14 protein-coding genes are annotated in these 19595 nt (G+C 64.0%); 12 read left to right on the forward strand and 2 right to left on the reverse strand.

Going from position 1 to position 19595, the window contains the following annotated elements; translation table 11 throughout:
* Window positions 1-302: 302 nt before the first annotated feature.
* Together argF and F3J44_RS05315 are read left to right on the forward strand one after the other, a co-directional pair.
* Window positions 303-1223 carry an ornithine carbamoyltransferase gene (argF, locus tag F3J44_RS05310; protein ID WP_167070433.1) on the forward strand — a complete coding sequence of 307 codons (921 nt, stop codon included), beginning with the start codon at window positions 303-305 and terminating at the stop codon, window positions 1221-1223.
* Window positions 1220-2329, forward strand: coding sequence for an ABC transporter ATP-binding protein (locus F3J44_RS05315; protein ID WP_167070434.1), 1110 nt, complete (start codon window positions 1220-1222; stop codon window positions 2327-2329). Before argF ends, F3J44_RS05315 begins: the two co-directional genes overlap by 4 nt.
* Before the next feature lie 122 nt (window positions 2330-2451).
* Here F3J44_RS05315 and ybaK read toward each other — a convergent pair whose 3' ends face one another.
* Window positions 2452-2922, reverse strand: coding sequence for a Cys-tRNA(Pro) deacylase (gene ybaK / locus F3J44_RS05320; RefSeq protein ID WP_167070436.1), 471 nt, complete (start codon window positions 2920-2922; stop codon window positions 2452-2454).
* 302 nt (window positions 2923-3224) lie between these two features.
* Between ybaK and F3J44_RS05325 the strand changes: the two genes are divergently transcribed.
* From F3J44_RS05325 to glpD, 4 genes are all read left to right on the forward strand, one after another.
* Window positions 3225-4076, forward strand: a complete 852-nt coding sequence (locus F3J44_RS05325) for an MIP/aquaporin family protein (protein ID WP_167271003.1) — start codon at window positions 3225-3227, stop codon at window positions 4074-4076.
* 42 nt (window positions 4077-4118) lie between these two features.
* Entirely contained in the window at window positions 4119-5618 is a 1500-nt protein-coding gene (gene glpK / locus F3J44_RS05330) for a glycerol kinase GlpK (protein WP_167271005.1), read from the forward strand.
* A 180-nt stretch (window positions 5619-5798) separates the two neighbouring features.
* Window positions 5799-6554: a DNA-binding transcriptional repressor GlpR gene (gene glpR / locus F3J44_RS05335; RefSeq protein ID WP_167070442.1), complete on the forward strand. Its 756-nt coding sequence runs from the start codon at window positions 5799-5801 to the stop codon at window positions 6552-6554.
* Between the two features lie 325 nt (window positions 6555-6879).
* On the forward strand, window positions 6880-8406 hold the full coding sequence (glpD, locus tag F3J44_RS05340) for a glycerol-3-phosphate dehydrogenase (protein ID WP_167271007.1): 1527 nt from the start codon (window positions 6880-6882) through the stop codon (window positions 8404-8406).
* Window positions 8407-8445: 39 nt separating this feature from the next.
* On the opposite strand, the gene F3J44_RS05345 is transcribed toward glpD, so the two are convergent.
* On the reverse strand, window positions 8446-12546 hold the full coding sequence (locus F3J44_RS05345; RefSeq protein WP_167271009.1) for an NEL-type E3 ubiquitin ligase domain-containing protein: 4101 nt from the start codon (window positions 12544-12546) through the stop codon (window positions 8446-8448).
* Between the two features lie 355 nt (window positions 12547-12901).
* Here F3J44_RS05345 and F3J44_RS05350 point away from each other — a divergent pair, with 355 nt between their 5' ends.
* From F3J44_RS05350 to F3J44_RS05375, 6 genes are all read left to right on the forward strand, one after another.
* A complete protein-coding gene (locus F3J44_RS05350) occupies window positions 12902-13819 on the forward strand; it encodes a glutamate/aspartate ABC transporter substrate-binding protein (protein ID WP_167271011.1) in 918 nt (305 codons plus the stop codon).
* A gap of 142 nt (window positions 13820-13961) precedes the next feature.
* Complete coding sequence (locus F3J44_RS05355) at window positions 13962-14708, forward strand: amino acid ABC transporter permease (RefSeq protein WP_167070450.1); 747 nt, start codon at window positions 13962-13964, stop codon at window positions 14706-14708.
* Window positions 14709-15380 carry an amino acid ABC transporter permease gene (locus F3J44_RS05360; protein ID WP_167070452.1) on the forward strand — a complete coding sequence of 224 codons (672 nt, stop codon included), beginning with the start codon at window positions 14709-14711 and terminating at the stop codon, window positions 15378-15380. It begins immediately after the preceding gene.
* Window positions 15377-16111 carry an amino acid ABC transporter ATP-binding protein gene (locus F3J44_RS05365; protein ID WP_167070454.1) on the forward strand — a complete coding sequence of 245 codons (735 nt, stop codon included), beginning with the start codon at window positions 15377-15379 and terminating at the stop codon, window positions 16109-16111. The genes F3J44_RS05360 and F3J44_RS05365 overlap by 4 nt, the downstream gene beginning before the upstream one ends.
* Before the next feature lie 111 nt (window positions 16112-16222).
* Window positions 16223-18085, forward strand: coding sequence for an ATP-binding protein (locus F3J44_RS05370; RefSeq protein WP_205299706.1), 1863 nt, complete (start codon window positions 16223-16225; stop codon window positions 18083-18085).
* Window positions 18082-19410, forward strand: coding sequence for a sigma-54 dependent transcriptional regulator (locus tag F3J44_RS05375; RefSeq protein WP_167070459.1), 1329 nt, complete (start codon window positions 18082-18084; stop codon window positions 19408-19410). Before F3J44_RS05370 ends, F3J44_RS05375 begins: the two co-directional genes overlap by 4 nt.
* Window positions 19411-19595: the final 185 nt, after the last annotated feature.

Genomic DNA, 19595 nt, shown 5'->3' on the forward strand with positions numbered 1-19595 from the left:
GGCGTGAATCGCGCGACATCAGGCGCACGATTCAGCACAGGCATTTGCCAAATTGCCAGCAAGCCGTGTACAACCGTCTGTAGCAAATAAAAAACAGCACTGGCCCCAGGGGTGCGACACCCTTTGCAACATCCTTTGCTCAAGGCCGCTGTTTCCCCTCTTGGTTTCAGGCGACATTTAATTATAGTATTGCGCCTTTCCCCATTTCGTCCGCCCCGTGCGGCTTACGCCGCAGGTCACTCCCGTTGTCAAAAAAAACCATACGGTCGACCTGCATACCGTTGCAGATAAGGTAGTCAATCATGAGCGCTAGGCACTTTCTCTCCCTGCTGGATTTCACCACCGACGAATTGCTCGGTGTGATCCGCCGAGGCATCGAGCTGAAGGACCTGCGCAAGCGCGGCGTACTGTTCGAGCCGCTGAAGAACCGCGTGCTGGGGATGATCTTCGAGAAGTCCTCCACCCGTACCCGCGTGTCGTTCGAAGCCGGCATGATCCAGCTCGGCGGCCAGGCCATCTTCCTGTCGCCGCGCGACACCCAGCTGGGCCGTGGCGAGCCGATCGGCGACAGCGCCATCGTGCTGTCGAGCATGCTCGACGTGGTGATGATCCGTACCCACGCCCACAGCACCCTCACCGAATTCGCCGCCAAGTCGCGGGTTCCGGTGATCAATGCCCTGTCCGACGAGTCGCACCCGTGCCAGCTGCTGGCCGACATGCAGACCTTCCTCGAACACCGCGGCCCGATCCAGGGCAAGACCGTGGCCTGGATCGGCGATGGCTTCAACATGTGCAACTCCTACATCGAGGCCGCCCGGCAGTTCGACTTCCAGCTGCGCATCGCCTGCCCGGAGGGTTACGAGCCCGACCCACGCTTCATGGCCCTGGGTGGCGACCGCGTGCAGATCATCCGCGACCCACAGGAAGCCGTGCGCGGTGCGCACTTGGTGACCACCGATGTCTGGACTTCCATGGGCCAGGAAGAGGAAACTGCACGGCGCCTGGCGCATTTTGCGCCTTACCAGGTCACCCGCGCACTGCTCGACCTGGCGGCACCCGACGCCCTGTTCATGCACTGCCTGCCCGCCCACCGTGGCGAGGAAATCAGCCATGACCTGCTCGACGACCCTCGTTCGGTCGCCTGGGACCAGGCTGAAAACCGCTTGCATGCACAGAAGGCCCTTCTCGAATTCCTTGTCGAACCGGCTTACCACCACGCATGAGTCAACCCCTACTGCTCAACCTGCGCAACCTCGCCTGCGGCTATGGCGACCAGCGCATCGTCCAGAACCTCAACCTGCACCTGAACGCAGGCGACATCGGTTGCCTGCTGGGTTCCTCCGGTTGCGGCAAAACCACCACCCTGCGCGCCATCGCCGGCTTCGAGCCGGTGCACGAAGGTGAGATCCAGCTGGCCGGCGAGGTCATTTCCCGCGCCGGCTTCACCCTGGCGCCGGAAAAACGCCGAATCGGCATGGTGTTCCAGGATTACGCCCTGTTCCCGCACCTGACCGTGGCGCAAAACATCGCCTTCGGCATCGCCAAGCACCCGCGCCAGGCGCAGGTGATCGAGGAAATGCTCGAACTGGTCAAGCTCACGGGCCTGGGCGGGCGTTACCCGCACGAGCTGTCCGGTGGCCAGCAACAGCGCGTGGCCCTGGCCCGGGCGCTGGCGCCGGAGCCGCAACTGCTGCTGCTCGACGAGCCGTTCTCCAACCTGGATGTGGAGCTGCGCCGGCGCCTGAGCCACGAGGTGCGCGACATCCTCAAGAGCCGTGGCACCAGCGCGATTCTGGTCACCCATGACCAGGAAGAGGCATTTGCCGTCAGCGACCACGTTGGGGTGTTCAAGGAAGGCCGGCTGGAGCAGTGGGACACGCCCTATAACCTCTACCACGAACCGCAAACGCCGTTCGTTGCCAGCTTCATCGGCCAGGGCTACTTCATCCGTGGCCAGATGAGCAGCCATGAGGCGGTCAACACCGAGCTTGGCGAGCTGCGTGGCAACCGCGCCTACACCCTGGCCCCTGGCAGCGCAGTGGACGTGCTGCTGCGCCCCGACGACATCGTGCCGGCACCGGGCAGCGCGCTGCAGGCGAACATCGTTGGCAAGAGCTTCCTGGGGGCTTCGACGCTGTACCGCCTGCAATTGCCCACCGGCAGCCAGCTGGAAGCGATTTTCCCGAGCCATGTCGACCATCAGCTGGGTGAGGATGTGGGGATCGCGGTGAAGGCCGACCACCTGGTGCTGTTCCCGGTGCCGGGCAGTGTCGCAGCGCAGTTGCCGCGCCAGGAAAGTGGGGTGCGCCGGTACAGTTCGGCGACCTGATCGCTGATGGGTTGGGGCCGCCTTGCGGCCCATCGCGACCTTTGGTCGCGCCTACCGGAATGCGTTTTTCCTGGTAGGAGCGACCAGAGGTCGCGATGGGCTGCAACGCAGCCCCAACCACCTCAGCCGCGACCGATCCCGGCAAATTTACCCTGGGTATGCTCGGCCAACACCGCCGCCGCCAATTCCACCTCCAGTCCCCGCCTCCCGGCACTGACATGGATGGTTGCAAACTGCTGCGCCGAATCATCGATAAAGGTACGCAGGCGCTTCTTCTGCCCCAACGGGCTGATCCCCCCAACCAGATACCCCGTGGCCCGCTGCGCCGCCGCCGGGTCGGCCATCTCGCACTTCTTCACCCCCGCCGCATGGGCCAAGGCCTTGAGGTCGAGGGTGCCCACCACCGGTACCACCGCCACCAACAACTCACCTTTCTCGCTGCTCGCAAGCAAAGTCTTGAACACCTGCTGCGGATCGAGCCCGAGCTTTTCCGCCGCTTCCAAACCATAAGACGCCGATTTCGGGTCATGTTCGTAACTGTGCACGCGGTGTTCGGCACGGGCTTTTTTCAACAGGTCGAGGGCGGGGGTCATGCAGTGCTCCGGTCTGGGACAGGTCGGCGGCTACTTTAGGGCAATTCCTACAACACAGCCAGCATAGGGCTGACGCGCCCCTCTACCACGGGCATCACCCCGGAAAAACAGCGTCCAAAACGTGACTGGCCGTTCACTTTCGACCTTTGACATAAGCGTTTCTTGTCTATATTTTTTCGTTTCTGAATAAATGGTGCCCTTTTAAGGTGCATTTCTTACATCCGCCCGTGGTCAATGGGGATCGACCACAGGCTTTGCTGTCGAGCGCCTAGCGCCTCACAACAAAAACAACGAGGTCATACATGACGACTGCTCAACGCGAACCCACACTGTCCAGCCAGTGCCTGGCCGAATTCCTCGGCACCGCGCTGCTGATCTTCTTCGGCACCGGCTGCGTCGCCGCCCTGAAGGTGGCAGGCGCCAGCTTCGGCCTGTGGGAAATCAGCATCATCTGGGGGGTCGGCGTGAGCATGGCGATCTACCTCACCGCCGGCATCTCCGGCGCGCACCTGAACCCGGCGGTGAGCATCGCCCTCACCCTGTTCGCCGGCTTCGACAAGCGCAAGCTGCCGTTCTATGCCGTGGCCCAGGTGTTCGGCGCGTTCTGCGGCGCGGCGCTGGTCTACACCCTCTACAGCAGCCTGTTCTTCGATTTCGAACAGGCCCACAGCATGCTGCGCGGCAGCGCCGACAGCCTGGAACTGGCGTCGGTGTTCTCCACCTACCCCCATCCATCGCTCTCCACCGGCCAGGCATTTCTGGTCGAAGTCGTCATTACCGCCATCTTGATGGGTGTGATCATGGCCCTGACCGACGACAACAACGGCCTGCCGCGCGGCGCCATGGCCCCGCTGCTGATCGGCCTGCTGATCGCCGTGATCGGTAGCGCCATGGGCCCGCTGACCGGCTTTGCGATGAACCCGGCCCGGGATTTCGGGCCCAAACTGATGACCTTCCTGGCCGGCTGGGGCGAAATCGCCTTCACTGGCGGCCGGGATATTCCGTACTTCCTGGTGCCGGTGTTCGCACCGATCCTCGGCGCTTGCCTGGGCGCGGCGACCTATCGCGGCCTGATTGCCCGCAACCTGCCCGCAACGCCAGGCGCGGCCCCAGAGACAAACGACAATCGCCAGGGCGATACTCAAGCCCAGTGATGCTGGCGCCCTGACCTCCCCTTTTATGCAAGGCCTACGACCATGACAGACACCCAGGATAAGAACTACATCATCGCCCTGGACCAGGGCACCACCAGCTCGCGCGCGATCATCTTCGACCGCGATGCCAACGTGGTGGGTACGTCCCAGCGTGAATTCGCCCAACACTACCCGCAGGCCGGCTGGGTCGAACACGATCCGATGGAAATCTTCGCCACCCAGAGCGCGACCATGGTCGAGGCCCTGGCCCAGGCAGGCATCAGCCATGCCCAGGTGGCGGCGCTGGGCATCACCAACCAGCGCGAAACCACCGTGGTGTGGGACAAGGAAACCGGCCGCCCGGTGTACAACGCCATCGTCTGGCAGTGCCGCCGCAGCACCGAGATCTGTGCCCAGCTCAAGCGCGATGGCCATGAAGACTACATTCGCGAAACCACAGGCCTGGTCACCGACCCGTACTTCTCCGGCACCAAGCTCAAGTGGATCCTCGACAACGTTGAGGGCGCCCGCGAACGCGCCGAGCGCGGCGAGCTGCTGTTCGGCACCGTCGACACCTGGTTGATCTGGAAATTCTCCGGCGGCAAGGTACACGTCACCGACTACACCAACGCCTCGCGCACGCTGATGTTCAACATCCACAGCCTGCAGTGGGACGACAAGCTGCTGGAAATCCTCGGTATCCCACGGCAGATGCTGCCTGAAGTGCGCCCGTCCTCAGAGGTGTACGGCCACACCAAGAGCGGCATCGCCATCGCCGGTATCGCCGGCGACCAGCAATCGGCGCTGTTCGGCCAGATGTGCGTGGAGCCGGGCCAGGCCAAGAACACCTATGGCACCGGCTGCTTCCTGCTGATGAACACCGGCGAGCAGGCGGTGAAGTCGTCCCACGGCCTGCTCACCACCATCGCCTGCGGCCCGCGTGGCGAGGTGGCTTATGCCCTGGAAGGCGCAGTGTTCAATGGCGGCTCCACCGTGCAATGGCTGCGTGACGAGCTGAAAATCGTCAACGACGCGCTGGACACCGAGTACTTCGCCAGCAAGGTCAAGGACAGCAACGGCGTGTACCTGGTGCCGGCCTTCACCGGCCTCGGCGCCCCCTACTGGGACCCCTATGCCCGTGGCGCGCTGTTTGGCCTGACCCGTGGCGTGAAGGTGGACCACATCATCCGTGCAGCCTTGGAGTCGATCGCCTTCCAGACCCGCGATGTGCTCGACGCCATGCAGCAGGACTGTGGCCAGCGCCTGTCGGAGCTGCGCGTGGACGGTGGCGCGGTGGCCAACAACTTCCTCATGCAGTTCCAGGCCGACATTCTCGGCACCTGCGTGGAGCGCCCGAAAATGCGTGAAACCACTGCCTTGGGCGCGGCTTACCTCGCAGGCCTGGCCTGTGGTTTCTGGAGCGGCCTGGAAGAGTTGCGCGACAAGGCGATCATCGAGCGTGAATTCAGCCCGCAGCTGGACGAGGCGCAGAAAGAGAAGCTGTATGCCGGCTGGAAAAAGGCCGTCGAGCGCACCCGTGACTGGGAAGATCACGACGTCTAAGCCAGCATCGGTTGTAGGAGCGGGCTAGACCCGCGAAGCAAGCACCGCGGTGCATGGCACCGGCTGCGCCGGTGTTCGCGGGGCAAGCCCGCTCCTACACCAGCCCAATGGTCCACTGGCCGTAGGGCCTGTCCTACGGCATCATTGCAGCATTTGTCCGGCAGCCCCAAAGGACCGCCCATGAATCTGCCCCCACGCCAACAACAAATCCTCGAACTGGTCCGCGACCGCGGCTACGTCAGTATCGAGGAAATGGCGCAGCTGTTCGTCGTCACCCCGCAAACCATCCGACGCGACATCAACCAGCTCGCCGAGCTCAACCTGCTGCGCCGCTACCACGGTGGCGCCGCCTACGATTCGAGCGTCGAGAACACCGCCTATGCCATGCGCGCCGACCAGATGCGTGACGAGAAGCAGCGCATCGCCGAAGCCGTGGCCCGGCAGATTCCCGACCATGCCTCGCTGTTCATCAACATCGGCACCACCACCGAATCGATTGCCCGGGCGCTGCTCAACCACAGCCACCTCAAGGTGATTACCAACAACCTGCACGTGGCCGCGATCCTTGCCGCCAAGGATGATTTCGAAGTGCTGGTGGCCGGTGGCACGGTGCGCCGTGACGGCGGTGTGGTGGGCCAGGCCAGCGTCGACTTCATCAACCAGTTCAAGGTGGATTTCGCCCTGGTGGGCATCAGTGGCATCGATGAGGACGGCAGCCTGCTGGATTTCGATTACCAGGAAGTGCGGGTGTCCCAGGCGATCATCGCCAATGCACGGCAAGTGGTACTGGCTGCCGACTCCAGCAAGTTCGGGCGCAATGCCATGGTGCGGCTGGGGTCGATCAGCCTGGTGGATTGTTTGGTGACCGACCAGGCGCCTGCACCGGGGCTGACGCAGTTGTTGAACCAGAACAAGATTCGGCTTGAGGTGGTTTGAGGGCCTCGGAGGTCCGGCATTGGCCTTGTATTGCCTGGGAGATCGAGCGCCGCCCGCGCGGCGCATCGCGAGCTGCGCTCGCTCCTACGTTTGTTTCGGGCCAGTATCGCCTGCGCCATCGCGCGCGACCGCCTTGTTTGTTCGCCTTGGATGCGCCACTCGGTTAAAACCGTTCACGCAATTTTCGTAAATGTTCACTTTCCTGTCATCCAATCCGTTTTTTCTATAGAAACTGACTGGCGACCGGCTTTCTGTTGCGCTAGTATTTTCGCAAACGAACATCAATGTTCACTTTCGCTGCGAACAGCCCCAGGAGGCCTTGCCCGTGTCCCAGCCCGTTTCGTCCCAGCCCAGCCCCGCCGACTGCTATGACCTCGCCGTGATCGGCGGTGGCATCAATGGCGTGGGCATCGCTGCCGACGCCGCCGGGCGCGGCCTGAAAGTGTTCCTTTGCGAAAAGGACGACCTGGCCCAGCACACCTCCTCGGCCAGCAGCAAACTGATCCACGGCGGCCTGCGCTACCTGGAACACTACGAGTTCCGCCTGGTGCGCGAAGCCCTGGCAGAACGCGAAGTGTTGCTGGCCAAGGCCCCGCACATCGTCAAGCCAATGCGTTTCGTGCTGCCGCACCGCCCGCACCTGCGCCCGGCCTGGATGATCCGCGCCGGCCTGTTCCTCTACGACCACCTGGGTAAGCGCAAGCGCCTGGGCGCCTCGCGCAGCCTGCGCTTCGGCCCGGGCTACCCGCTCAAGCCAGCCATCACCCGAGGCTTCGAATACGCCGACTGCGCCGTGGACGATGCCCGCCTAGTGGTGCTCAACGCCATGGCCGCCCGTGAACACGGCGCGCACATTCACACCCGTACCCGCTGCCTGCGCGCCGAGCGCGTCGATGGCCTGTGGCAAGTCGAACTGCAACATGCCGACGGCAGCCTGCAGACCATTCGTGCCCGTGCCCTGGTCAACGCCGCAGGCCCGTGGGTGGCCAGCTTCATCAAGGACGACCTCAAGCTCGATGCGCCCTACGGCATCCGCCTGATCCAGGGCAGCCACCTGATCGTGCCGCGCCTGTACGAAGGCGAACATGCCTACATCCTGCAGAACGAAGACCAGCGCATCGTCTTCTGCATCCCGTACCTGGAACGCTTCACCCTGATCGGCACCACCGACCGCGAATACAGCGGCGACCCGGCCCAGGTAGCAATCACCGAACAGGAAACCGACTACCTGCTCAAGGTGGTCAACGGGCACTTCAATCACCAGATCGAGCGTGGCGACATCCTGCACACCTACTCGGGTGTTCGCCCGCTGTGCAACGATGAGTCGGACAACCCGTCGGCCGTCACCCGCGACTACACCCTGGCATTGTCGGCCGGTGCGCAGCAGGCGCCGCTGTTGTCGGTGTTCGGCGGCAAGCTGACCACCTATCGCAAGCTGGCCGAGTCGGCCATGGCCGAGCTCAAGCCACACTTCCCGCAGATGAAAGGCAGCTGGACCGCCGCTGCCCCCCTGCCGGGCGGTGAGAACATGCAGTCGGCGCAGGTGCTGGTCGAGCAGCTGCTGGCCCGTTGCCGCTGGCTGGCAGCCGACATCGCCAAGCGCTGGGCAACCACCTACGGTGAGCGGGTGTGGCGCCTGCTGGAGGGTGTAAACGGCCCGGAAGGCCTTGGCCAGCCGATTGGCGCCGGGCTGTTCAGCCGTGAGGTGGACTACCTGTGCAGCGAAGAGTGGGCCCGCAGTGCCGACGACATTCTTTGGCGCCGCACCAAGCTTGGCCTGTTCACCAGCGCCGCCGAACGCCAGGCGCTGGATGACTACCTCAAACAGCAACCCCAGGTGCGTGCCGCCTGAGCCAAACCGCGCCCCCACCCTGATGGGGGCGCTGAGCGCTCAGGGGTTGAGACGCTGGTAGACCTCCCTGGCCAGGGTCTGGATCAGCCGGCGTTCCGCCGCCTCGTACTCATGCATGAAACTGATGCTGCGCCGGTTGAACAGCCACTCGTCGATTTCGCCACGCTTGAGTTCCGCTTCACTCTCCTCCAGCAGTGTCTGAACGCGCTCGGCTTCAGCGCTGAACCGGTCGGCATAACGCTCGCGGGCATGGGCCTCCCAGAAGGGCCGCTGGGCCAGGGACTCGACGATCGCCTCGGGCGTTTCGGCCCTGAGCACCTGCTCCTGCGCGTTGATCAGGTCACGGGTGCTGACATGAGCGAATGCCTCGTAATGCATCGAATCCAACTCGATCGGCAACTCCAGGGCCTCCGCCAGTTTCAGGCGATAGAACAGCTGCACTTCGATTTCATCGATGTGCGGGCTATTTGCCGCCTCCATGCGCTGGATATGCAGCGTCGCCTGATGGTCGACTTCATCGAGGCGAAACAGCGCGCGCGCCAGCTCCAGCATTTTTTCTTCCACCTGCGCCGGCCTCGCGTTGGCGGTGTACTTCTCGACCAGCACGCCCAGTTCCAGCTGGCCGAGAATCAGCAACAAGCGGTCCTCGCAGGTGCGCGGGCCCGCCATCTGCAGGAACAACCGCTCACGCAAGCTGGTGTGTTCGGCGCACAGCTCCAGCACCCGCCACACCCTGGCCCGGTAGTGGCCGGGGTGCTGCTGGAAGTCTTCGGAATCGACGAAATCAGCCAGGTAGACGAACAGCGCCGATGAACCGTGCTCCCGGCGCAGCGCACGCCACAGTTTGCGACGCTCCTCACGCATCACCCCGGCGTCCTCGCCCAGCCATCGCTCGAGCAAGGCCTCATTCACCCGGCGGTGGCGGTGGCTGGCACTGCCACGGGCGCTTGGTTGCACCCCGCCTGCGGCTTCATCCAACAACTGCTCGCTGGCAGCGTCCAGCGGGTTGTCGTGCAGCGATAGCTGGTCCACCCGGCTACGCAGGTCGTCCAGGCTCATGCGAATCCGGCTGATATTGTTCTCGCGCAGGTCCATTTGCGCCCGCCACACCGTATTCTCAGGCACCGCATCCAGGGCGGCACCGTTGAGCCGGATGGTGCGCAGGTTACGCAAGTTGCGCAGGTCTGGCGCATAGCCGAGCGGGTTCATCGACAGGTCGAGCACCTGCAGGCGTGCCAGGCCAGCCAGGCGCCGCTGGCTGGCCGCGTCCATGACGATCTGGTTGTTGCCCAGGTGCAGCTGGCGCAGGTTGCGTAGCTGCTCCACACCACGGGGCACGGCGCTCAACTGGTTACCCCGCAGGTCAAGCTCGACCAGCATGTCGAAGCGCAAGATGAAATCCTCGTCCAGCTCGGCCAGGTCCATGTTGCTCAAGGTCAGGCGCTGGATATGGCTGTAGCGCACCGTGCGCGGAAGGCTCGGCAGGGAACCGACCGGCTCGCCATCGATGACCAACACGAATTCATCGGCAACGTTCGAAACCTTGCGCCGCCAGGCACGCCGAAACTGGGTGGCCACGCGCCGTCGCCGCAAGCTGTCGCGCACGCCGCTGGCCTGGCTTTGCCAGGTGTTCAAGGCGTGGCGCAGGCGTGTCAGTTGAGCCTGGACATGGCCATAGTGGTCCCACAGGCTTTCGCCATGCTCCAGCACATCCAGCAGGTAGGCCTCCATCTGGTCTTCGGTGAGCAACGGGTAGATGCGCTGGAACCCCCGCCTGATCGAGCGCTGGCTACCGCCGCCGCGCCCGCTCAGCAGGAAGCCCACACGCCCGTCACCCAACCGGCTCGGAGGGCGCAGGCCGGCACCGATGGGTGGCATGCCCAGGATGCCCGCCACCTGCTCACGGTCCCTGCTTGCCGCCGCGAGCAATTGCCCTGCCAGGCCTTCGGCGGTGAGTGAACTCGCACTGCCCAAGCGCGCTTGCTGTTCATCGTCCAATGTGGCGAGCAATACCTGCAGCAACCCTTGCGCGGGCCCTTGGGCGCCGTCGAGCTGGTAACCCTGGGCAACACGCAGCACATGCTCGACATCCTCGGCGGCCTCCTGGCCCATCGATGCGATCAGCCGGCCGCCCGCATGCCCCTCGCGCAATTCCAACCGTCGGCTGGGCGCCGGGGGCGCCAGCGCCTGAAGAACACCGAACGCCAGGCATTCGCTGTCTTCATTGGCCGCCCTGGCCAGGCGCAGCCCCGCACTGGCACGGTCCAGGCGATACTCGCGCACATACCAACGGGCGCGCTCGGCCATGGCCAACGGCACCCGCTGCGCCTGTACCAGGCTGTCGAGTTCGGCGCTGCTGGCCTGGCTGAACACTTCCTGCAGGCCACGGGTGGTCAGCCCTGGAAAGTCGCGTTTGAGCAGCGCCTCGTCACCGGTGGCTTCGGTCTGGCGATCGCTGAAGCGTTGCTCCAGGGCCTCGCCGTGCTCCAACGGGTGCAGCTCGTGCAGCTGGTAGTACTCCAGGGCGTCGTAGACCCGCGCCGGCAGGTTTTCACCCGCCAGGTGCAGGTGGCGCAGGCGGTCGGCGTTAAAACCGGTCATCTGCATCAGCTCGGTAGCCATTTCATCGCTCACGTCTTCAAGGCGGCTGCTGAACCCGCGCAGCAGCTGGCCATCCTCAGCCCAGTGCTGCGGTTCCACCCAGTCTGCCGCGCCAGCCGTGCCCAAGCGGATACGGCCATCGGCCGAGGCGATCGGCACCAGTTCGTCGACGAACGCGACACGCTGCAACTGGTTGCGCACCACATTGCCGCCCTTGGCCGCCAGCACACCGATGGCGACGTTTTCGGCGACGTTGAACAGGTGATCGAACGCGGCCTGGCGGTCGCCGATCGCCCAGGCGGTGTAGCCTTCATAGACCTCGGCGGCCAACTGCACGGCGGCAACCGTCAGCATAACTTCGCCCAGCACCGGCACGAACAAACTGGCCAGGTTGAGCAGTTCCAGGCCCAGTGACGTGTAGCCATCCAGGCGCCCCCGCCTTTGCTGTTCATCTTCGTCACCGGTGGGCACCACGAGCACCCGGGCATCATCGATCATCTTGTCCAGTTGCTGGCTCGCCAGGTAAACCCACAGGTTCCCGTCGATCGGTAGATGCCGGCCATCGAGTTGCGCCACGCCGTCACCGGCCGCGTCGAGTTGTGCCTTCAGCGCAACAGCGAAGCCCGCCCGGTCACGCTCACTGATGAAGCGGGCGAAGTAGCGGCGATACGGCTGTTCACGCAAGCGCTCGGCCAAGCGGTCGTACAACGCTTGCCAGGAGGCATGCCGCGTGACCGTCTGCCCCGGCAAGTAGGCGATCACCGATTGCACGGGGCCGCCAACCGCTGCACGCACCTCGACAGCAACCACCCCACGTATGCACTTGCCCAGCAGGTACAGCTGGCGTGGCGTGACCACGCCCGGTGCCGGGGCAACGATGGGTTTGGCGGAAATCAGCGGCAACAGCTGCAAATAGCCTTGCTCGTCCAGCTCACCCTTGAGCGCAGCCATGCGCACCGCCACGTCCATGTGCGCCTGCAGGGCCTCTTCGAACCCGCGCTGAACCTGTTCGCTACGGGCAGGGTCCGCCGCTGGGCGCAAGAGGCCCGTGAGGTGCACCTGGTAGCGGCCCCCGACATCCAGCGCCCGGCACAGCCCGGCGAAGCGTTCGAAGCCCAGCGCCAGGCGATTGCCGCTGGCGTCCTGCAACTGCGCTTTGCGCAGGATCGACGGCCGCGTCTCGCCGATATGAAAGTTGTGCAGCGTTGCAGCCAGCAGGCTCTGGCGCGACACATGGGTGTAGCGCGGCCTGGGCAGCTGTGGCGCGGCCGTGGGCAGCTCCACTTCCTGCTCGATACGCACCCACACGCGGCGGCTGTCGAGCTGGCCCAAGCCGGCATTGCGCAGCAAGGTTTCAAGCAGCGGCGCGGCGAAGGCTTGCGGTGTAGCAATGGCTGCCAACACGGGGGCCAGGCGCCCGGTGGCGGTTTCCTGCCGCCGCAGGGCACGGCGCAAGGCGTTCAGGCGGTCGACAGGTGCCTGGCTCAACCAGGCAGGCAGATGGCTGGCCAGCAGCTCATCGATGGATCCGGGTGTCATCGCAGGGGGGTTAGTGGCAGGCATGGTCACGGCCTCTGAAAAAGGCCCTGCAGTACACCCCCTCATCGCACCGCACGGGCTGTACATGAATGCCACAGCCCGCCGCACCCGACCATTCGGATAGCCGAACCCTTTTTGGCCATTCATTCGGAAAGCCGGACGAAGAAATTCGGAAATAAGAAGTAAGAAAACCTTAATCCCCAGCATTTTCACAGCGTTATGATCAATGCCAGAGCTTGGCACGACTCATGCTCTACACTTGGTAGCCGAATGCACTCGCTTCTTGCTGTATTCGTTGAACGAAAGAGTCCGCCAACGGCTCCATAAAAAAAACAAACACGTCGAGGAAAATTTGATGCGTATCGTTCGTCATCTGTTGGGCGCCACTATCGCTGCGGCGATCATCGCTTCGCCAGCCATGGCCGAAGACCTGACCGGCACCCTGAAGAAAATCAAGGATTCGGGCACCATCACCCTGGGTCACCGCGACTCGTCCATTCCATTTTCCTACCTGGCCGGCGGTCAAACGCCCGTAGGCTACTCCCACGACATCCAGCTGGCCGTGGTCGACGCCCTGAAGAAGCAACTGGGCACCGACATCAAGGTCAAGTACAACCTCGTCACCTCCCAGACCCGCATCCCGCTGGTGCAGAACGGCACCGTGGACCTGGAGTGCGGCTCCACCACCAACAACGTCGAGCGCCAACAGCAGGTTGACTTCTCGGTCGGCATCTTCGAAGTCGGCACCCGCCTGCTGACCAAGGTCAAGGACGGCCAGCCGTCCTACAAAGACTTCCCTGACCTGGCCGGCAAGAACGTCGTGACCACCGCCGGCACCACTTCCGAGCGCCTGCTCAAGGCCATGAACGCCGACAAGCAGATGAAGATGAACGTGATTTCCGCCAAGGACCACGGTGAAGCCTTCAACATGCTCGAAACCGGCCGCGCCGTGGCCTTCATGATGGACGACGCCCTGCTCGCCGGCGAAATGGCCAAGGCCAAGAAGCCAAGCGACTGGGTCATCACCGGCACCCCGCAGTCGTACGAAATCTACGGCTGCATGGTGCGCAAGGATGACCCGGCGTTCAAGAAAGCGGTCGATGACGCCATCGTTGCCTACTTCAAGTCGGGCGAAGTCAACAAGAGCTTCGACAAGTGGTTCACCCAGCCGATCCCACCGAAAGGCCTGAACCTGAACTTCAAGATGAGCGACGAGTTGAAGAAACTGATCGCCGAGCCAACCGACAAGGCTGCGGACGAGAAGAAGTCCTGACCTTCAGATAGTGGCCTGGTGCTCAACAGCACGAATCAATTCTGCAGGCCACTCATTAGTGTCTAACCTTTCATCCGAGGGCGGTTGCCGCCCTCGGATGCTCGAAGGTGCCCGTGAAACAACCGTCTGAGGGGAAATCCCGATGAATTACAACTGGGACTGGGGCGTGTTCTTCAAGTCCACCGGCGTGGGCAGCGAGACGTATCTGGACTGGTACATCACCGGTCTGGGCTGGACCATCGCCATCGCCATCTCCGCCTGGGTCATCGCACTGCTGCTGGGGTCGGTCCTCGGCGTCATGCGCACCGTGCCCAACCGCCTGGTAGCGGGCATCGCCACCGCTTACGTGGAGCTGTTCCGCAACGTGCCGCTGCTGGTGCAGCTGTTCATCTGGTACTTCCTGGTGCCCGACCTGCTGCCCGAAGGCCTGCAGGAATGGTTCAAGCAAGACCTCAACCCGACCACCTCGGCGCTGATCAGCGTGGTCATCTGCCTGGGCCTGTTCACCGCCGCGCGGGTGTGCGAGCAGGTGCGCACCGGTATCCAGGCGCTGCCCCGCGGCCAGGAAGCCGCCGCCCGCGCCATGGGCTTCAGCCTGCCGCAGATCTACAACAACGTATTGCTGCCGCAAGCCTACCGGATCATCATTCCGCCGCTTACCTCAGAGTTCCTGAACGTGTTCAAGAACTCCTCGGTGGCCTCGCTGATCGGCCTGATGGAACTGCTCGCGCAGACCAAGCAGACCGCCGAGTTCTCGGCCAACCTGTTCGAGGCCTTCACCCTGGCCACGCTGATCTACTTCACCCTGAACATGGGCCTGATGCTGCTGATGCGCATGGTCGAGAAGAAAGTCGCCGTGCCTGGCCTGATCTCCGTGGGGGGCAAGTAAATGGACATGGATTTCACTGAAATCATCCCGGCCCTGCCAGCCCTGTGGGACGGCATGGTCATGACCCTGCAGCTGATGGTGATGGGGGTGGTCGGCGGCATCGTGCTGGGCACGATCCTGGCGCTGATGCGCCTGTCGTCGAGCAAGCTGCTGTCGCGGGTGGCCGGTGCCTACGTCAACTACTTCCGTTCGATTCCGCTGCTGCTGGTGATTACCTGGTTCTACCTGGCGGTGCCGTTCGTGCTGCGCTGGATCACCGGCGAGGACACCCCGGTGGGTGCCTTCACCTCCTGCGTGGTGGCGTTCATGATGTTCGAGGCCGCCTACTTCTGCGAAATCGTGCGCGCGGGCGTGCAGTCGATTTCCAAGGGCCAGATGGGCGCCGCCCAGGCCCTGGGCATGAACTATGGCCAAACCATGCGCCTGATCATCCTGCCCCAGGCATTTCGCAAGATGACCCCGCTGCTGCTGCAACAGAGCATCATCCTGTTCCAGGACACCTCGCTGGTGTATACCGTGGGCCTGGTGGACTTTCTCAATTCGGCACGTGCCAACGGCGACATCATCGGGCGCTCCCATGAGTTCCTGATCTTCGCCGGGGCCGTGTACTTCGTTATCAGCTTCTCCGCTTCGTGGCTGGTCAAGCGCCTGCAAAAAAGGATCACCGTATGATTTCCATCAAGAACGTCAACAAGTGGTACGGGGACTTCCAGGTGCTGACCGACTGCAGCACCGAAGTGAAGAAAGGTGAAGTGGTGGTGGTGTGCGGCCCGTCGGGCTCGGGCAAATCCACCCTGATCAAGTGCGTCAACGCCCTGGAGCCGTTCCAGAAAGGCGACATCGTGGTCGACGGCACCTCGATCGCCGACCCGAAAACCAACCTGCCCAAGCTGCGCTCGCGGGTGGGCATGGTGTTCCAGCACTTCGAGCTGTTCCCGCACCTGAGCATCACCGAGAACCTGACCATCGCCCAGCGCAAGGTGCTTGGCCGCAGCGAGGCGGAAGCGACCAAGAAGGGCCTGGCCCTGCTCGACCGCGTAGGCCTTGGTGCCCACGCCAAGAAGCACCCCGGCCAGCTGTCCGGTGGCCAGCAGCAGCGCGTGGCCATCGCCCGCGCCCTGTCGATGGACCCGATCGTCATGCTGTTCGACGAACCGACTTCGGCGCTGGACCCGGAAATGGTCAACGAAGTGCTGGACGTGATGGTGGAGCTGGCCCACGAAGGCATGACCATGATGTGCGTGACCCACGAAATGGGCTTCGCCCGCAAAGTGGCCAACCGCGTGATCTTCATGGACAAGGGCAACATCATCGAGGACTGCCAGAAGGAAGACTTCTTCGGCAACCCCGGTGGCCGTCACGAACGCACCCAGCATTTCCTCAGCAAGATCCTGCAACACTGATTCGGCAACAACGGCACCGCTGCAGGGCTTGGCCCGGCAGCGGGTGCTGGCCGTGACAAGGCCACTGTGATGAAATGCGACCCTTCGCTTCTTCTCCCTGCCAAGCCCGCCGTGAAATCCCGCCTGATCCGCCAATTGCTGCTACCGCCCCTGATCATCCTGTTGATGGTCGGCCTGGGGCTGGTCGGCTTTCTGATCAGCGAGAGCAACGGTATCCGCACCCTCAGCGAGAGCGGCGAGCGTGCGCTGGAGTTGCACGCGCGCACCGTGGAAAGCGAAATCAGCAAGTACACCTACCTGCCAAGCCTGCTGGAACTCGAAGACAGCGTCTCGCAGCTGCTGACCGACCCTGACGGTGCCAACCGCCAGGCCGTCAACGAATACCTCGAAGGCCTGAACCGCCGCAGCCGCAGCCGGGCGATTTTCGTGCTCGACACCAATGGCCGGGTGCAGGCCTCCAGCAACTGGCGCGATGCCGACTCGTTCCTCGGTGAAGACCTGTCGTTCCGGGCCTATTTCCAGAACGCCGTGCGCGGCGAACCGGGGCGCTTCTACGGCATTGGCAGCACCACCGGCGAGGCTGGCTACTACCTGGCCCACGGCCTGGAGGAACACGGCAAGATCATTGGCGTGGCGGTGATCAAGGTGCGCCTGGACACCCTCGAAGAGCGCTGGCAGCGGGCCCGCCTGGAAGCCTTCGTCAGCGACGAGAACGGCATCATCATCCTCTCCAGCGACCCGGCCCGGCGCCTGAAATCGGTGCGCCCGCTGACGCCGCAGATCAAGGAGCGCCTGGCGCGCAGCCTGCAATACTACTGGTGGCCGCTGAACGAGCTGCAGCCACTGGCCCGGGAAACCCTGGCCGATGGCGTGGAAAAACTGACCTTCCCGGCCAACAGCGAAACGGCCCAGGGCAAGCCCCATGAGGTGGCCTACCTGGCGCAAACCCGGCGCCTGGCCGACACGCCCTGGCACTTCACCCTGCTCACGCCACTGCAGGACCTGCGCCGCGAGTCCATGGTGCAGGGCATCCTGGTGGGGGTGGCCTTCGCCCTGCTGGCGATCCTTGGCATTGCCTGGAACGAGCGGCGCAAGGTGATCGCCACCCGCCTGGCCGCCCGTGAAGCGCTGGAAGAAGCCAACAGCCAGCTGGAGCGGCGCATCACCGAGCGCACCGCCGACCTGCGCGCCAGCAACGAACGGCTCAAGGGCCAGATTCGCGAGCGCCGCCACGCCGAAGAAACCCTGCGCCGCGCCCAGGACGAACTGGTGCAGGCCGGCAAGCTGGCCGCCATCGGGCAGATGTCCACCAGCATCGCCCACGAGCTCAACCAGCCCCTGGCGGCGCTGCGCACGTTGTCTGGCAACACCGTGCGCTTCCTCGAACGCGGCGCGCTGGAAACCGCCAGCACCAACCTGCGCACCATGAACGACCTGATTGACCGCATGGGGCGTATCACCGCCAGCCTGCGTTCGTTCGCCCGGCGTGGCGACGACAGTGGCCAGGCTTCGCTGGCCAAGGCAGTGGAGGCCAGCCTGCAGGTGCTGGGCAACCGCATCAGCGCTTGCCACCTGCAGCTGCACAGCCAATTCGACGACCAGCCACTGGCCATCGACCAGACCCGCCTGGAACAGATTTTGGTCAACCTGATCGGCAACGCTCTTGACGCCATGGCCACCCAGCCGCTGCCCGAGCTGTGGCTCGAAGGCGAGCTGCAAGGCGACAAGTACCGCCTGCGGGTGCGCGACAACGGCCATGGCATCGACGCCGAAACCCGCAAGCACCTGTTCGAACCTTTCTTCACCACCAAACCGGGCGAACATGGCCTGGGCCTGGGGCTGACCCTTTCAGCGAGCCTTGCGGCCGCTGCCAAGGGCAGCCTGAACGTCGAGCACCCCGCCAGTGGCGGCACTGCCTTCGTCCTCGCCCTGCCCCTGGTCAAGCCCCCCAGCGAATCGGCAGAGCAACCATGAACCAAGCGCCTCTTACCGTCCTGATCGTCGAAGACGACCCGCATGTGCTGCTCGGCTGCCAACAGGCACTGGCCCTGGAAGACATTGCCTGCGAGGGGGTCGGCAGCGCCGAACAGGCCCTTGAGCGCATTGGCGACGATTTTGCCGGCATCGTCGTCAGCGATATCCGCCTGCCCGGCATCGACGGCCTGGAACTGCTCAACCGCCTCAAGGCCCGCGACCGCAGCCTGCCGGTGGTGCTGATCACCGGCCACGGCGATATCGACATGGCCGTGGGTGCCATGCGCAACGGCGCCTACGACTTCATGGAAAAACCCTTCTCGCCCGAGCGTCTGGTCGACGTGGTGCGCCGCGCCCTGGAGCAGCGCGGGTTGTCGCGTGAAGTGGTGGCCCTGCGCCGGCAACTGGCCGAACAGAACAGCCTGGAAGGCCGCATCATTGGCCGCTCGGCGGCCATGGAGCAGCTGCGCGAGCTGATCGTGAACGTCGCCGATACCTCGGCCAACGTGCTGATCGAGGGTGAAACCGGCACCGGCAAGGAACTGGTCGCGCGCTGCCTGCACGATTTCAGCCGGCGCCAGGGCCGGCCCTTCGTCGCCCTGAACTGCGGTGGCCTGCCGGAAAACCTGTTCGAAAGCGAGATTTTTGGCCACGAAGCCAACGCCTTCACCGGGGCCGGCAAGCGTCGGATCGGCAAGATCGAGCACGCCAATGGCGGTACGCTGTTCCTCGATGAGGTAGAAAGCATGCCGCTCAACCTGCAGATCAAGCTGCTGCGCGTGCTGCAGGAGCGCACCTTGGAACGCCTGGGCTCGAACCAGAGCATCCCGGTGGACTGCCGGGTGATTGCGGCCACCAAGTCCGACCTCGACGCGCTCGGCCAGGCCGGGCAGTTTCGCAGCGACTTGTATTACCGGCTGAACGTGGTGACCCTGGAGCTGCCGCCGCTGCGCGAGCGCCGGGAAGACATCCTGCAACTGTTCGAGCATTTTCTGCAGCAGTCGGCGCTGCGCTTCGACCGCGAGGCGCCGACGCTGGACAGCCAGACCTTGTCGCGCCTGATGGCCCACGACTGGCCGGGCAACGTGCGTGAGTTGCGCAACGTGGCCGAGCGTTATGCCCTGGGGTTGCCGGCGTTCAAGAAAGGGCCGGCCAGCGGTGCCAGCCAGGGGGTGGGGTTTGCCGAGGCAGTGGAAGCGTTCGAGCGCAACCTGCTCAGCGATGCCTTGCAGCGCACCGGTGGCAACCTGAGCCAGGCCAGCCAGGAGCTGGGCATGGCCAAGACCACCTTGTTCGACAAGGTCAAGAAATACGGGCTCGGCTAAGCACCAACGTCCCCTGCCTGGTAGGAGCGAGCAAAGCTCGCGAGGCGATCTGGCAGGCGCAACAGCGTTCAAGGGATCGACCCGGCCTTGAGACCGCATCGCGAGCTGCGCTCGCTCCTACCAAGGAGCGATGTCACCGGTAGGAGCGAGCAAAGCTCGCGATGCGATCTGGCAGGTGCAACAGG

The sequence above is a fragment of the Pantoea sp. Tr-811 genome (assembly GCF_011752535.1).
Lineage (GTDB): Bacteria > Pseudomonadota > Gammaproteobacteria > Pseudomonadales > Pseudomonadaceae > Aquipseudomonas.